The sequence below is a fragment of the Bosea sp. 685 genome (genome assembly GCF_031884435.1).
In the GTDB taxonomy this organism is placed as follows: Bacteria; Pseudomonadota; Alphaproteobacteria; order Rhizobiales; family Beijerinckiaceae; genus Allobosea.
This window is the reverse complement of sequence record NZ_CP134779.1, coordinates 5,415,453-5,428,823: the sequence shown is the minus strand read 5'-3', so window position 1 is coordinate 5,428,823 and position 13,371 is coordinate 5,415,453. Positions and strand designations below refer to the sequence as shown.

Below are 13,371 nucleotides of genomic sequence, written 5' to 3'. Positions count from 1 at the left end.
AAACACCGGGAGCACCCCGCAGGGCGGGCATGGCGCCGGTTCAGGCGGTGATGTCGACGGTTTGGCCCTGTCCGGCCGGGAGGGCGGCCTTCGCCTGCGCCGCGCCCTGTTGCAGCAGGTCGGCCACGGCCTGTTCGGCATCGGCCTGTTGCTTGACGATTTCGGTCTGGATCGTCTGGCGCGTGGCGGCCGCCTGGCTCGCGGCGAGGCTTTGCGCGATGGCAATCGATGAATCGCTCATGACCGGTCTCCTCTCAGCTAGGGCTAGAGCCTTGCGCGAAAAAGTGGGTACCGGTTTTTCGCAAGAGCAATGCTCTCAACTCTAGGAATAGATCACGTTGCATGCGGACGAAGTCGTCCGGATGCAACGTGATCTAGACCAGAGACCTTGCCGCTTCATGAAAGCGATGCGGCGAAAGCGAACCGGTGCGGCAGCGAGCCGCCGCGCCGGCATAGTCTTCAGCGCCCGGCCAGCAGCGGCGTGATCCGTCGCAGCGTCACGCGCCGGTTCTCGCGCGAGGGCTCCTGCGTCGCGACCTTGAGATATTGCTCGCCATAGCCCTGGGTCGTCAGGTTCTCGGCGGGCACGCCGAAGTCGCGGGTCAGGATTTCCGCGACCGATTGAGCGCGGCGGTCCGACAAGGACAGGTTGTCGATGTCGGAGCCGACGGCGTCGGTATGCCCCTCGACCAGGAAGACCTCGTTGGGCGAGCCCTGCAGCCCCTGCCGGATCGACTGGGCGATGGTGGCGAGCCGCTGCGCCTGGTCCGGCGCGATGGCCCAGGAGCCTGTTTCGAAGGTCACCGTATCGATGTCGACGCTGCGCATCCGCGCCCGCAGATCGGGCGAATAGCGCACCTCGTCGAGCGTGTAGCGGCGCGGGATCGCGGCGATAGGCGGGGCCATGATCGTCTCGTAGATCAAACGCTCATCGGCTCGCTCGGCATCGACGATATAGCGCTCGCGCGGCATCGGCAGCGGTGGCGGCGGCAGCACGACGATCTCGTCCGAGAAGCGGTCATTGGGCCGATCGCGGCGGGTGTTGTCGATGATCACGTACTCCTCACCGTTGCGGTCGAGCCGCGTGCGGCGGATCAGGCGGCCATCCTGGTCGGTGATGGTGACGATGCGCGTGCCGTCGGGCCGCTCGAAGACGTTGCGGTTCTCGTCGCCCAGGCGCTCGGTTCGACCCTGAAAACCGAGATCGCGGAAGGCCTGCGTCTCGTCGCGGCGGATGATCACGCGGTCGTCGTCGCGAATGATCGTGCGGCCGGGTTCGCGGATGATCGTGACGTCGCCGTCGCGCCGTTCCTCGCGTCGGCTGCGGACATCGTCGAAGCGCTCCGCTCCTTGCGTCGCCATGATGCCGCCGATCACACCGGCGCCAAGGCCGATCGCGGCGGCGCCGCCAAGCCCGATGCCGCCACGCCGGCCTTGCCGGTCAGGCGCGGGCGGTTGGCCGGGACCGCCAGTGGGCGGCTGGCCTGCTGGCGGAGGTGCAAGAGTCTGTCCGGGCTGGGTCTGTCCGGGCTGCGGCTGGGCGGAAGGCGGCGGGGAAGCTCCCGGGCCGCGCCCGCCTGGTGCGGGAGCCGCCGGGGCTGCAGCTGGCGGAGGCGCAGGAGTCTGTCCGGGCAACGTCTGTCCGGGCTGGGGCTGCGCCGGCGCAGGCTGGGCGGCAGGTGGCGGCAGGGGAGTTCCCGGACCGCGCCCGCCTGGAGCCGGTGCCGCTGGAGCGGCCGCGGGTGGAGGCGCCACGGTCTGTCCGGGCTGCGGCTGGGGGGAGGATGGCGGAGGAGCGCCCGGGCCGCGTCCGCCTGGGGTGGGGGCCGCCGGAGCCGCCGCAGGTGGAGGTACGGGTGTCGGCTGGGTCACCGGCGCCTGGCCCGGGGCTGCGGCGGGAGGAGCGCGGAACTGCCCTGGCGGCGGCGCAGGGCGCGGTGCGGTTGGGGCTGCGGGCAAGCCTGGTGCGGAGGGCGCTGCGGCCGGCGGAACAGGGGCCGGACGCGGCGCGGTCGGAGCTGCCGGCGCGACAGGGGCAGGCGTCGGACGGGCGGCCGGTGGCTGGCCGGGCAGGGGCTCGGGCCGCGCTGCCGGCTGGCGGCCGGGTTCGCCCGGGGCGGGAGCCATGATCGGCGGGACGGGGCGCGGCATCGATGGCTCGCGGGGCGGCTCGGCGCGCGGAGCGGGTGCGGGTGGAACGGGCCGTGCCGCAGGCGGCTCGGCCCGGGGCTGGGGCCGGGGTTCCGGCGCGGCGGCCGGCGGGACCGGAGCGGGAGCGGGACGGGGCGCAGCCGGAGCCGCCGGCGCGGCATTCGGGGCTGCTGGAGGAGCGGGGTGCTGTATCGCCGGCGGCGCGCCGGGCGCGGGACGGGCCGCGGGCGGGCGCTCGGCGCCCGGCTGTTGTCCTGGCGGCCGGGGCCGGCCCGGCCGGCCGGGTTCTTCCTCGCTGGGAGCGGGGGCGGGCGCTTGCGCCAGCAGCAGGACATTCTGAGCGGAGGGAGCAGCGAAGCCGCCCTGCGACAAGGTGATCGCAGGCAGCATGGTTCCGATCAGGAGCCAGTTCTTGGTGCGCGTCATGAAATCCGTTTCCGTTTCAGCGACGGGCATCAACGCTTTTGCGCGCTGAACCCCCGATGAAGCGAAAACGGCCGAAATCGGGCAGAGTTCCGTCCCGCCCGGCATTGGCGGGCGGGATGGTGCGGCTCAGAGCCCGGCCTGCGCCTTCACATAGCGCGCGATCTCGGCATGGCTGGCGAACCAGACATCGCCTTTCGCCTTGGCGTGCGCGATCAGCTTCTCGAGGATCCAGATGCGCGAGCGATAGGTGATGATATGCGGGTGCATGGTGAGCAGGAACAACCCGCCATCCTCATAGGCGCCGTCGAATTCGCGGCGGAAGATGTCGAACACGGTCTCCGGCGCCGTATAGGGCCGCAACGCCTGGAAGCGGTTCATGTTGAAATAGACCGCGTCGTCGCGAATCCATTCGACCGGCAACTCGACCATGCCGGTCGCCTCGCCCTTGTCGATCAGTTCGTAGGGGTCGTCATCGGCGAAGAGCGATGAATCGTAGAGCAGGCCGAGTTCGCGCTCGATCGCCAGCGTCACTTCCGAAAAGTCCCAGGACGGCGTGCGCATCCCGACCGGCCTGACGCCCGTGATCTTTTCTAATGTGTCGGCCGAGCGCAGATGCAACTCGCGCTCATCGGCCGGTGGCACGGCGGTGTTGACCTCGTGGATCCAGCCGTGAAGGCCGATCTCATGGCCCTCCGCGATGACGCGGCGCTGTTCGTCCGGGTAAAGCAGCGCGGTCACCGCCGGCACGAAGAAGCTCGCCTGGATGTTCTCCTTCGCCAGCAGGCTCAGGATGCGCGGCATGCCGACGCGATTGCCGTACTGGCCCCAGGAGAGCCGCCCGACCGACTTGCCGCCGTCGCGCAGCTCGTTGGTCTCATGATCGACGTCGAAGGACAGCGCCACGGCGCAGCGCGCGCCGTTGGGCCAGGTCCTCGGCTTCAGATTGCGTCCGGCGCGGACGCGGTCGACCTTGGCGCGCCAGGTCTCTTCAGGCCATTGCCAGGGTTCGAGGGGCAGATCGGTCATGGCAGGCTCCTTCAGGCGGGCGGGGCGCCGGGCAGCACGGGCACTGCGGCCAGCAGCCTTTGAGTATAGGGGTCTTGCGGGTGGTCGTAGACTTCGCTGGCGGTGCCGCTCTCGACGATTCTGCCGCGATGCATGATCGCGACACGGTCGCAGAGATGGCGCACCACCGAAAGGTCGTGAGAGATGAAGATCAGCGTGAGGTCGAGTTCGCTGCGCAGGCGGATCAGCAAATTGATGATCTGCGCCTGGATCGAGACATCGAGCGAGGCGACCGGCTCGTCGCACACGACAACGTCGGGCTGCATCGCGAGCGCGCGGGCAATCGCGACGCGCTGGCGTTGGCCGCCGGAGAACTGGTGCGGGTAGCGGCTGGCGAAAGCTGGGTCGAGACCGACCGCCGCGAGCCACTGCCTGACATAGTGGCCGGCCTCCGCGCGGCTGACGAGGCCATGGGCAATCGGCCCCTCGCTGATGCTGTCGCCGATACGCATGCGCTGGTTCAGCGAGGCGAAGGGGTCCTGGAAAATCGTCTGGATACGGGTGGTGATCTTGTGCGGCCGGTCGCCGCCGCTCATCACCGGCTCGCCGTCGAGCAGGACATGGCCGGCATCGGGGGCGTAGATGCCTGCCGCCATCCGCCCGAGCGTCGACTTGCCGCTGCCGGATTCGCCGACAAGGCCGAGCGCTTCGCCACGCGTCAGCGTGAGGCTGACCGAATCGACCGCCTGCACACTGGGCGCGGGCCGCGCGAGGCCCGCCTTCTGCGCCAGCAGGCGCAGCATGCCGGCTTTCTGCTGGAAGCGCTTGCCGACCGCGTCGATGACGAAATAAGGCACACCGGCTTTCCGCCGTCCGGATTCGGCCATTCTGGCGAGGCGCGGAGGGGGCGCGGCATCGGTGCCGGCGCCACGAGCCAGCAAGGCGCCAGGCTTCGCCCGCGATGGCAGCGCATCGAGCAATGACTGCGTATAGGGATGCTTTGGGCGCGTCAGCACGTCGAGCACCGGGCCGGCCTCGACGATCTTGCCCGAGCGCATCACGCAGACATGGTCGGCGATGGAAGCGATGGTCGCAAGATCATGGCTGATCCAGATCATCGAGGTGCCGAGTTCCGCCACCAGCTCCTTCATCTCGACGAGGATCTCGGCCTGGATCGAGACGTCGAGTGCGGTCGTCGGCTCGTCGGCGATGATCAGCTTGGGCCGGTGCAGCAGCGCGATGGCGATGGCGACGCGCTGGCGCATGCCGCCGGAGAACTGGTGCGGATAGAAATCGACCTTGGTCTGCGGGTCGGGAATGCGCACCTGGTGCAGCGCCGCGATGGCGCGCTTGCGGCCTTCCCCAGCAGAGACGTTTTCATGAGCCTCCAGCGCCAGCCGGATCTGGGTACCGATGGTCAGCATCGGGTTCAGCGTCATCATCGGGTCCTGGAAGACCATCGAGATGCTTTTCCCGCGAATGCCGCGAAGCTCGGAGGACGGCAGGCCGACAAGCTCGCGCCCATCCAGCTTGATCGAACCGCCCTCGACCCGCCCGGGCGGGTCGATCAGGCCGATGATCGAGAAGCCGGTGATGCTCTTGCCCGAGCCGGACTCACCGACGAGCCCCATCACTTCGCCGCGCTTCAGCGAAAAGGAGACGCCGTCCACCGCTTTCACGATGCCGGTGCGGCTATGGAAATGCGTGACGAGGTTGGAGACCTCGAGGAGCGGAGTGTCTGTCACGAGTGCTGGCCCATGCCGTCATGGTCGGGCTTGTCCCGAGCATCCACGTCTTGAACACCACCCTCGCCGAAGGAAGGCATGGATCGTCGGGACAAGCCCGACCATGACGGGAGAGGTCTGCGCCAGCGCATCATCGCTTCAGCCTCGGCATCATCGCTTCAGCCTCGGATTGACCTGGTCGCGGATCCGGTCGCCGACGAGGTTGATCGCGACGATCAGCACGATCAGCGCGATGCCGGGATAGATCGAGATCCAGTAGCGGCCAGACAGCATGTACTGGAAGCCGTTCGAGATCAGCATGCCCAGCGAAGGCTCCGTCACCGGCAGTCCGACTCCGAGGAAGGAGAGGGTCGCCTCCAGCGCGATCGCGCTCGCCACCTGCACTGTCGCGACCACGATCAAAGGCGGCAGGCAGTTCGGGAAGATGTGGCGCAGGACGACCTGCCAGCCGCGCAAAGGCGTCGAGAGCACGGCCTCGACATAGTCCTTGCCGCGCTCGGCCGCCGCCGCACCATGGGCGGTGCGGGCGAAATAGGCGTATTGCGCGGCCGCAAGCGCGGCGATCAGCTGGAGCTTGCCCTGGCCGAGCATGGCGGAAAGGACCAGCGCCAGCAGGATCGCGGGGAAGGCAAGCTGCAGGTCGACGACCCGCATGATGAAGGCCTCCCAGCGTCCGCCGATATAGGCAGCGCTGATTCCGAGCGAGACCCCGACGATGAAGGCGAGCGAGCCTGCGACCAGCCCCATCTGCAGCGAGATGCGCAATCCGTAGAGAATGGCCGAAAACAGGTCGCGCCCCTGCGCGTCGGTGCCGAGAATATGGGTGTAGCCGGCCGACCCGACGAAGCCGGGCGGACGACGCGCATCCATCAGCACCAGATTGGCGAGATCATAGGGGTCCTGTGGCGCCACCAACGGCGCCAGAATGGCGACGCCGATGATCAGCACGACGACGGCGAGCGCGACGACCGCGACCCGGCTCTCGCGAAACTCGGCCCAGAAGCGCGCGGTGGGGGAGGCGTCCTTCATCGCGATCCCGCTTTTCGCAGGCGCGGATCGAGCCCGACATAAGCCAGATCGACCAGGAAATTGATGGTGATGAAGACGAAGGCGACGAGCATCAGATAGGCGACCATCACCGGCCGGTCGAGCGAGGTGATCGAGTCGATGATCAGCTTGCCAATCCCGGGCCAGGAGAAAATCGTCTCGGTGACGACGGCGAAGGCCAGCGTCGAGGCGAATTCGAGCCCGAACACCGTCACCAGCGGGATCGCGATCAATCGCAGCACATGCCGGCGCAGCACGGTCCACTCCGACAGGCCGGCCGCGCGGGCGAATTTCACGGTGTCCGACAGCATCGCCTCGCGGGTTCCCGCGCGTGCCAGCCGCGTCATCAAGGCGAGCTTGAAGAAGGCGAGGTTCAGCGCCGGCAGCAAGAGATGGCTGAGTCCGTTCAGCGTCAGAAAGCTCCATTCGACGCCGAAGAGCGAGACCGTGTCGCCGCGCCCGCCCGCCGGCAGCCATTGCAGCTCGACCGCGAAGGCGATGATCAGCACGAGGCCGATCCAGAAGGTCGGCACCGAGAAACCCAGGATCGAGACCGCCATGATGATCTTGGAGGGCAGGCCGTCGGGGCGATAGCCGGCATAGATGCCAGCGGGAATGCCGATCAGCGCGGCGCCGCAGACGGCCATCAGCGTCAGTTCCAGCGTCGCCGGCAGGCGCGACAGGATCAGGTCGAGCACCGGCATGCCGAAGACGAAGGAGCGGCCGAAATCGCCGTGCAGGATGCGCCCGAGGAAGGTGAAGTACTGCTCCCAGAGCGGTCGGTCGAGCCCGTAGCGGGCGATGGTCTCGAGCCTGATGTCCTGGCTGACATCGGGGCTGATCAGGACGTCGATCGGGTTGCCGATGGCGTAGACGCCGATGAAGACCAGCGCCGACATGACCAGCATGACGGCGAGCGCCTGCAGCACGCGCTCGATGATATGGCCTAGCATGGGCGGGCGCCGTGGCGTCGCCTCACGGCCAGTCCTCGACCATCGCCGCGCGGGTCTCCTCGACGCCGATCTGCCAGAGGCTCAGCATCTCCTCGTCGGAGCGTTGGTAGCGGCCGTGGAAATTGCCGTCGCCCAGGATCTCGCGCTTCCGGGCCGGATTGGCGGCCTGATAAAGCGCCGCATTGAAGGGCGGTTTCGCGGCATCGGGCAGCGCCACGCCTTCCAGCCGCGTCCAGGGGAAGTTCTCCATCCAGGAGGCGTGCGAAGCTGCCGTATCGATCGCCTTCACCGCTGCCTGAAAACGCGGCCCAGCCCACCAATTGTGCATCTTGACGCTGGCATCGGTCCTCACGCCCATCCACTCCGTGCAGAAGGTCATGGCCGGCGAATTGCCGCCATGGCCGTTGACCAGCACGATGCGGCGGAAGCCGGAGCGGTAGAATCCTTCGAGCATGTCCTCCACCACTGCAATATACGTGCTCAACCGCAGCGAGACGGTGCCGGGATAGGCGGCAAAGCCCGGCGTCATGCCGTAGGCGAGCACGGGAAAGACCGGGATATCGAGCGGCTCCGCCGCATCCTGAGCCACTTTCTCGGAGAGGATCGCGTCGGTCGCCAGGCTCAGATAGGCGTGCTGCTCGACGCTGCCGAGCGGCAGGACGCAGCGGTCGTCCCGCTTGGCTTGCGCCTCGACCTGCATCCAGTTCATCTGTGCGATATGCACGGCCCGTTCCTTGCAGAAATTAAGTGGCAAACCCCGATGGCTGGGCCATCCTTGACTCCCGCTTTCAGGAGCGTCAAGTTCCATTTGGAACTAAATCAGGGAGCTGATCATGCGCCGCGCCCCGACCGCCCTGTCGCGTCTCGACCATGAGCGCGAGGCCGCGCTGCGTGATCTCGATCCGCTCACCATCACCAAGCTCTGGGACAACCCCTGCTGGCTGTCCTTCCGGCTGAACTTCATCGCCTTCCGCTTCAACGACCCCGTCTATCGCTGGATCGAGACGCGCTATGGCCTGGTGCGGCCGGAATTCGTCGTGCTCTACGCCGTCGGCCTGAGGGATGGCGTGGCCGCCAAGAACATCGTGGCCTCCTCCGGCCTGCCCAAGAACACGCTTTCGCGCGCCATCCAGAAGCTGTTGACCCGCCGCCTGCTCAAGCGCGAGACCGACCGCGACGACCTGCGCAGCTATGTGCTGCGCCTGACCACCGCTGGGCGCGCCATCTTCGAGGAGACGATGCCGCTGATGGTGCAACAGCAGACCACCATGCTGGAAGGGCTCACCGAAGCCGAGCAGCGCCAGCTCTGCGAATTGATGGACAAGCTCGTCATCGCCTCGCCGACCTGGCCCAATGATCTCGAGAACCAGACATAGCCCGGAGGCATCTAAACCGTCTTTCCAAAGAACCGATGCAGCGTGGACGTCGCTGCTGCCTGCCGGGCTCACTAGAGAAAAACCATCGCGTGGAATCAACCGATCATGCCGCCGCTCGAAAAAGGCATGACAGATCTCAGAGGACCTCCATCATGACACTCTCCCTTCCCCTTCGCTCGCTCGCGCTTGCGGCCATGCTTGGTATGTCGGTTTCGACCGCAGCCCTCGCCCAGAACCTCACGATCGGCGTGCGCGCCGGCCCGGAATCGATCGACCCGGCCTTCACCGCGACCGGCACTCATGCGGAAGCGCTCAAGCATGTCTTCGACACGCTGACCTGGTCCGGCGACAAGCTGCAGATCGAGCCGCGCCTTGCCTTGAGCTGGAAGGCGATCGCCGCCGACGTCTGGGAGTTCAAGCTCCGTCCGGGCGTGAAATTCCATGACGGTTCGGACTTCACCGCCGAGGATGTCAAATTCTCGATCGAGCGCGTCGCGATCGTCTCCGGCCCCAACCCGACGACGCCCTATGTCCGCCGCGTCCAGCAGATCAAGATCGTCGATCCGCTGACGATCCAGCTCACCACGGACGGGCCGGCGCCGACCCTGCCGAACGACTTCGTCCGCCTCTTCATCGTCTCGCACAAGGCGGCGGCCGGCCTCACCAAGGACACTGCCAATGAAGCCTTCAACAGCGGCAAGGCGGCGATCGGCACCGGACCTTACAAATTCGTCTCCTGGACGCCCAAGGATCAGCTCGTGCTCGAGCGCTTCGACGGCTTCTGGGGCGAGAAGCAGCCCTGGGCCAGGGTCATCCGCAAGGAATTGCCCAATGACGCGGCTCGCGTCGCCCAGCTCAAGGCGGGCCAGGTCGACCTCATCGTCCGCGTGCCGGCCTCCGACGTGCCGACCCTCAAGCGCGACGCCAAGCTGACGGTGACCTCGATCGACTCGATCTATGTCTTCAACATGGAGATGTCGATGAAGGACAATCCGCCCGGCGTCACCGCCAAGGATGGTTCGGCGCTGCCGAAAAATCCCTTCGCCGACCCCAAGGTGCGCGAGGCGGTCGACCTCGCCATCGATCGGCCGGCGCTCGTCGAGATCGCGATGGAAGGCCTTGGCGCCCCGGCGAACCAGCTCATGACGCCGGAGATCTTCGGCTTCAACAAGAGCCTGCCGCCGCGCAAGCCCGATCTCGCCAAGGCCAAGGCGCTGCTCACTGAGGCCGGTTATCCCAACGGCTTCAAATTCGCTTTCGCCTTCACCAGCGATCGCCTGCCGGGTGACCGCCAGGTCGGCACCTCGATCGCGCAGATGCTGGCGCGCGTCGGCCTCGAAGTCACCGCCAACGCCCAGCCCAGCGCGGTCTTCTTCCCGGCGCGGACACGTGGCGACTATGTGACGAGCATGTCCGGCTGGGGCACGCTGACCGGCGAGGCGAACTATACGCTCTCCTCGGTCGCCCACACCAACGATCCGGCCAAGAGGCTCGGCGCCTTCAACGTCACCGGCTACTCCAACCCGGTCATGGATAAGCTGATCGAGGACGCCGCCATCGAGATGGACGAGGCCAAGCGCTCGGCCTTCCTGCAGGAGGCCAATGCCCTGGTCGCCACGGACCGGCCGCGCCTGCCGATCGTTGCGGTCGGCTCGGCCTGGGCGATGCAGAAGGACAAGGTGACGCTCGCAACGCGCATCGACGAGGACACGCTGGCGATGGACATCAAGCCTGCCAAGAAGTGAGGGATCGGCAGTCGGAATTGGGCGGGCAGTCGGACCAGACTGCCCGCCTAAAACCGACTGCCGACTGCCTATTGCCGACTGCCCCGCTCCGAGGTTCCATCACATGACCACCATCGCTCTCGCCATTCATGGCGGCTGCGGCACGCTGCCCAAGGCCGAGATGACCGACGCCGAATGGGCGCAGGCCCGGGCCGATCTGGCAGCCTCGCTGCGCGCCGGCTGGGCGATCCTCGCCAAGGGCGGCACGGCGGTGGACGCTGTCGAGGCGGCCGTGCGTGTGATGGAGGATTCGCCCCATTTCAACGCCGGCCATGGTGCGGCCTTCAATGCCGATGGCGAGCATGAGCTCGACGTTTCGATCATGGATGGAGCGACGCTGGCGGCCGGCGCGCTCTGCGGCGTCAAGCGCATCAAGAACCCGGTCAGCGCCGCCAAGGCCCTGATGCGGCGCGGTGATCCGCTGCTGCTGGCGGGCGCGGCCGGGGACGCCTTCGCCGAGCATGAAGGCCTCGACATGGTCGAGAACGAGCATTTCTCGACCGAGCGCCGCCGCAAGAACCTCTCCTCGATGAAGATCCGGGAACTGGTCGGCACGGCCTCGGAAGCGAGCGAGGCGGAAAAGCACGGCACGGTCGGCGCGGTCGCGCGCGATGTGCAAGGCCATCTCGCCGCCGCGACCTCGACCGGCGGCTACACCAACAAGCCGGTCGGGCGCATCGGCGATTCACCCATCATCGGGGCCGGCACCTATGCCCGCGACGGCCGCTGCGCCGTCTCCGGCACCGGCAAGGGCGAGTATTTCATCCGCTATTGCGTCGGCCACGAGATCGCGTCGTTGATCGCCTATAAGGGGCTGAGCCTGAAACAGGCGACCGACACGGTCCTGGCCGAGTTGACGGCGCACAAGATCGGCGCTGGCCTCGTCGCCATCGATGCCGATGGCGCCATCGTCGCGCCCTATAATTCCGAAGGCATGTATCGCGGCTGGGTCACGCCCGACGGGCTCGTCCATGTCGCGACCCATGGTGATGTCGAGATCGCGGGGCAGGCATGAGCACAGCCGAACCCATCCTGATCTGGGGCGCAGGCGCGATCGGCGGCACGCTGGGCGCCTATTGGGCTCGCGCCGGCATCCCTGTCCTCCTCGTCGACATCGTGCCTGAACATGTCGAGGCCTGCCGCACGACCGGCCTTGCGATCACCGGGCCGATCGAGGCGTTCCGCCAGATCGTTCCGGCCGTGACGCCGGCTGAACTGACCGGCACCTATAAGCGCATCGTGCTGGCGGTGAAGGCCGGCGCGACCGAAGCTGCGGTCGCGGCGCTGAAGCCGCATCTCGCGGCGGACGGATTCGTGCTCTCGGCCCAGAACGGCCTCAACGAGTTGACGATCGCAGGCCAGGTCGGCGAGGCGCGTACCATGGGCTGCTTCGTCAATTTCGGCGCGGACTGGCACGGGCCGGGCGAGATTTTGTACGGCAATCGCGGCGCGGTCGTCGTCGGCGAGCTTGACGGGGCGATGACGCCGCGCCTGCGCGAGATGCATGCGTTGCTGAAGCTCTTCGACCAGGATTCGGTCGAGACCGACAACATCTGGGGTTCGCTCTGGGGCAAGCTCGCCTATGGCGCGATGTTGTTCGGCACGGCGCTGACGGATGAGTCGATGTCGGCGAATTTCGCCGATCCCGAGCGCCTGCCGGTCTGGCTCGCGCTCGGTCGCGAGGTCGGCGCGGTCGCCGCTGCGCGCGGCGTACGCTCGCTTGGCTTCGGCGCGTTCGATCCGATGGTCTTTGCGCCCGGCCATCCTGAAGGCCCCCAAATCGAGACGATTGCCTGGCTCGCCGACTACACCTCCAAGACGGCGAAAACCCATTCCGGCATCTGGCGCGATCTGGCCGTGCGCAAGCGCAAGACCGAGGTCGATCCGCAGATCGGCATCATCGCGACGCTGGGCAGCGAAGCGGGTGTCGCTACCCCGGCGCTGATCACGCTGGTTTCGCTCATCCATGAGATCGAGGACGGCAAGCGCCCGCTCTCCTTCGCCACGCTGAAAGTCCTGCTCGACCAATGCAAATCCGCTTCGACAACCGCGTAGCCCTCGTCACTGGCGCAGCCCAGGGCATTGGCCGGGCCATCGCCACGGCGCTGGCCGAGTCCGGCGCGACCGTGCATCTTGCCGATATCGACGCCGCGGGCGTCGCCGAGACGGCCAAGGCGATCGGCGCGACGCCGCATGCGGTCGATCTCGGTACGCCCGAGGCTGCGAGCGCGCTCATCGCCGAGATCGTCGCGACAAGCGGCAAGCTCGATCTCATGGTCCATGCAGCAGGGGGCGTGCGCGGGCAGGTCGGCCGGCCGATCGAGGCGATCTCCGAGGCCGATTGGCGCGTGATCTTCTCAGCCAATGTCGACGCTGCCTTCTTTCTCGCCCAGGCCGCCGCCCCGGTGATGCGGCAATCCGGCTATGGCCGCATAGTCACGATTTCGTCCGGCGCGGGCCTGCGGCCAAGCCTCACCGGCATCCAGGCCTATGCCAGCGCCAAGCATGCGCTGGTCGGGCTGACCAAGCAGCTCGCCTGGGAGTTCGGCCCTCATGGCGTCACGGTGAACTCCGTCGCGCCGGGCTTCGTGCGCTCCAACCCCGCGACCGAGCGGCAATGGGAGAGCTATGGCGCGGAAGGCCAGAAGCGCCTGGTCGAGGGAATCCACACCCGCCGCCTCGGCACGCCCGCTGACATCGCGGCGGCGACGCTGTTCTTCCTGAGCGAGCAGGCCGGCTGGATCACCGGCCAGGTGCTGTCCGTGGATGGCGGGCGATCGTAGGAGGCTTAGGGGCGTCCGTCACATTGGGGCCTCTCCACCCGTCATTCTCGGGCTTGACCCGAGAATCTCATGCAGGATGAGGCTCGGTGCGCATCACTCCC

Annotated in this window: 13 protein-coding genes; 5 read left to right on the top strand and 8 right to left on the bottom strand. The window is 67.3% G+C overall.

The window, feature by feature from the left end; translation table 11 throughout:
* Window positions 1-40 precede the first annotated feature (40 nt).
* The 8 genes from RMR04_RS26610 to RMR04_RS26575 form a co-directional block, all read right to left on the bottom strand.
* Complete coding sequence (locus RMR04_RS26610) at window positions 41-241, bottom strand: hypothetical protein (RefSeq protein WP_311911537.1); 201 nt, start codon at window positions 239-241, stop codon at window positions 41-43.
* Between the two features lie 218 nt (window positions 242-459).
* A complete protein-coding gene (locus tag RMR04_RS26605) occupies window positions 460-1,362 on the bottom strand; it encodes an OmpA family protein (RefSeq protein WP_311911535.1) in 903 nt (300 codons plus the stop codon).
* 11 nt (window positions 1,363-1,373) lie between these two features.
* Window positions 1,374-1,502 (bottom strand): hypothetical protein, encoded by a 129-nt coding sequence (locus RMR04_RS26600; RefSeq protein ID WP_311911533.1) that lies wholly within the window; start codon window positions 1,500-1,502, stop codon window positions 1,374-1,376.
* Between the two features lie 1,201 nt (window positions 1,503-2,703).
* Entirely contained in the window at window positions 2,704-3,603 is a 900-nt protein-coding gene (locus tag RMR04_RS26595; RefSeq protein WP_311911531.1) for a polysaccharide deacetylase family protein, read from the bottom strand.
* Between the two features lie 11 nt (window positions 3,604-3,614).
* On the bottom strand, window positions 3,615-5,327 hold the full coding sequence (locus tag RMR04_RS26590) for a dipeptide ABC transporter ATP-binding protein (RefSeq protein WP_311911529.1): 1,713 nt from the start codon (window positions 5,325-5,327) through the stop codon (window positions 3,615-3,617).
* A gap of 150 nt (window positions 5,328-5,477) precedes the next feature.
* A complete protein-coding gene (locus RMR04_RS26585; protein WP_311911527.1) occupies window positions 5,478-6,356 on the bottom strand; it encodes an ABC transporter permease in 879 nt (292 codons plus the stop codon).
* Complete coding sequence (locus RMR04_RS26580) at window positions 6,353-7,327, bottom strand: ABC transporter permease (RefSeq protein ID WP_311911525.1); 975 nt, start codon at window positions 7,325-7,327, stop codon at window positions 6,353-6,355. Before RMR04_RS26580 ends, RMR04_RS26585 begins: the two co-directional genes overlap by 4 nt.
* 22 nt (window positions 7,328-7,349) lie before the next feature.
* A complete protein-coding gene (locus RMR04_RS26575; protein WP_311911523.1) occupies window positions 7,350-8,051 on the bottom strand; it encodes a creatininase family protein in 702 nt (233 codons plus the stop codon).
* 109 nt (window positions 8,052-8,160) lie between these two features.
* On the opposite strand from RMR04_RS26575, the gene RMR04_RS26570 reads away from it, so the two are divergent.
* From RMR04_RS26570 to RMR04_RS26550, 5 genes are all read left to right on the top strand, one after another.
* Window positions 8,161-8,703, top strand: a complete 543-nt coding sequence (locus RMR04_RS26570; protein ID WP_311911522.1) for a MarR family winged helix-turn-helix transcriptional regulator — start codon at window positions 8,161-8,163, stop codon at window positions 8,701-8,703.
* A 152-nt stretch (window positions 8,704-8,855) separates the two neighbouring features.
* Window positions 8,856-10,448, top strand: a complete 1,593-nt coding sequence (locus tag RMR04_RS26565) for an ABC transporter substrate-binding protein (RefSeq protein ID WP_311911520.1) — start codon at window positions 8,856-8,858, stop codon at window positions 10,446-10,448.
* A 103-nt stretch (window positions 10,449-10,551) separates the two neighbouring features.
* Window positions 10,552-11,502, top strand: coding sequence for an isoaspartyl peptidase/L-asparaginase family protein (locus tag RMR04_RS26560; RefSeq protein WP_311911518.1), 951 nt, complete (start codon window positions 10,552-10,554; stop codon window positions 11,500-11,502).
* Window positions 11,499-12,542 carry a ketopantoate reductase family protein gene (locus RMR04_RS26555; RefSeq protein WP_311911516.1) on the top strand — a complete coding sequence of 348 codons (1,044 nt, stop codon included), beginning with the start codon at window positions 11,499-11,501 and terminating at the stop codon, window positions 12,540-12,542. The genes RMR04_RS26560 and RMR04_RS26555 overlap by 4 nt, the downstream gene beginning before the upstream one ends.
* Window positions 12,515-13,270 (top strand): SDR family NAD(P)-dependent oxidoreductase, encoded by a 756-nt coding sequence (locus RMR04_RS26550; RefSeq protein WP_311911514.1) that lies wholly within the window; start codon window positions 12,515-12,517, stop codon window positions 13,268-13,270. The genes RMR04_RS26555 and RMR04_RS26550 overlap by 28 nt, the downstream gene beginning before the upstream one ends.
* The last annotated feature ends 101 nt before the right edge of the window (window positions 13,271-13,371 follow it).

What these genes read in the sequence shown, in the direction of transcription:
- RMR04_RS26610 (WP_311911537.1), bottom strand. Translation starts at nt 241, where the DNA reads ATGAGCGATTCATCGATTGCCATCGCGCAAAGCCTCGCCGCGAGCCAG.
- RMR04_RS26605 (WP_311911535.1), bottom strand. Translation starts at nt 1,362, where the DNA reads ATGGCGACGCAAGGAGCGGAGCGCTTCGACGATGTCCGCAGCCGACGC.
- RMR04_RS26595 (WP_311911531.1), bottom strand. Translation starts at nt 3,603, where the DNA reads ATGACCGATCTGCCCCTCGAACCCTGGCAATGGCCTGAAGAGACCTGG.
- RMR04_RS26585 (WP_311911527.1), bottom strand. Translation starts at nt 6,356, where the DNA reads ATGAAGGACGCCTCCCCCACCGCGCGCTTCTGGGCCGAGTTTCGCGAG.
- RMR04_RS26580 (WP_311911525.1), bottom strand. Translation starts at nt 7,327, where the DNA reads ATGCTAGGCCATATCATCGAGCGCGTGCTGCAGGCGCTCGCCGTCATG.
- RMR04_RS26570 (WP_311911522.1), top strand. Translation starts at nt 8,161, where the DNA reads ATGCGCCGCGCCCCGACCGCCCTGTCGCGTCTCGACCATGAGCGCGAG.
- RMR04_RS26565 (WP_311911520.1), top strand. Translation starts at nt 8,856, where the DNA reads ATGACACTCTCCCTTCCCCTTCGCTCGCTCGCGCTTGCGGCCATGCTT.
- RMR04_RS26560 (WP_311911518.1), top strand. Translation starts at nt 10,552, where the DNA reads ATGACCACCATCGCTCTCGCCATTCATGGCGGCTGCGGCACGCTGCCC.
- RMR04_RS26555 (WP_311911516.1), top strand. Translation starts at nt 11,499, where the DNA reads ATGAGCACAGCCGAACCCATCCTGATCTGGGGCGCAGGCGCGATCGGC.
- RMR04_RS26550 (WP_311911514.1), top strand. Translation starts at nt 12,515, where the DNA reads ATGCAAATCCGCTTCGACAACCGCGTAGCCCTCGTCACTGGCGCAGCC.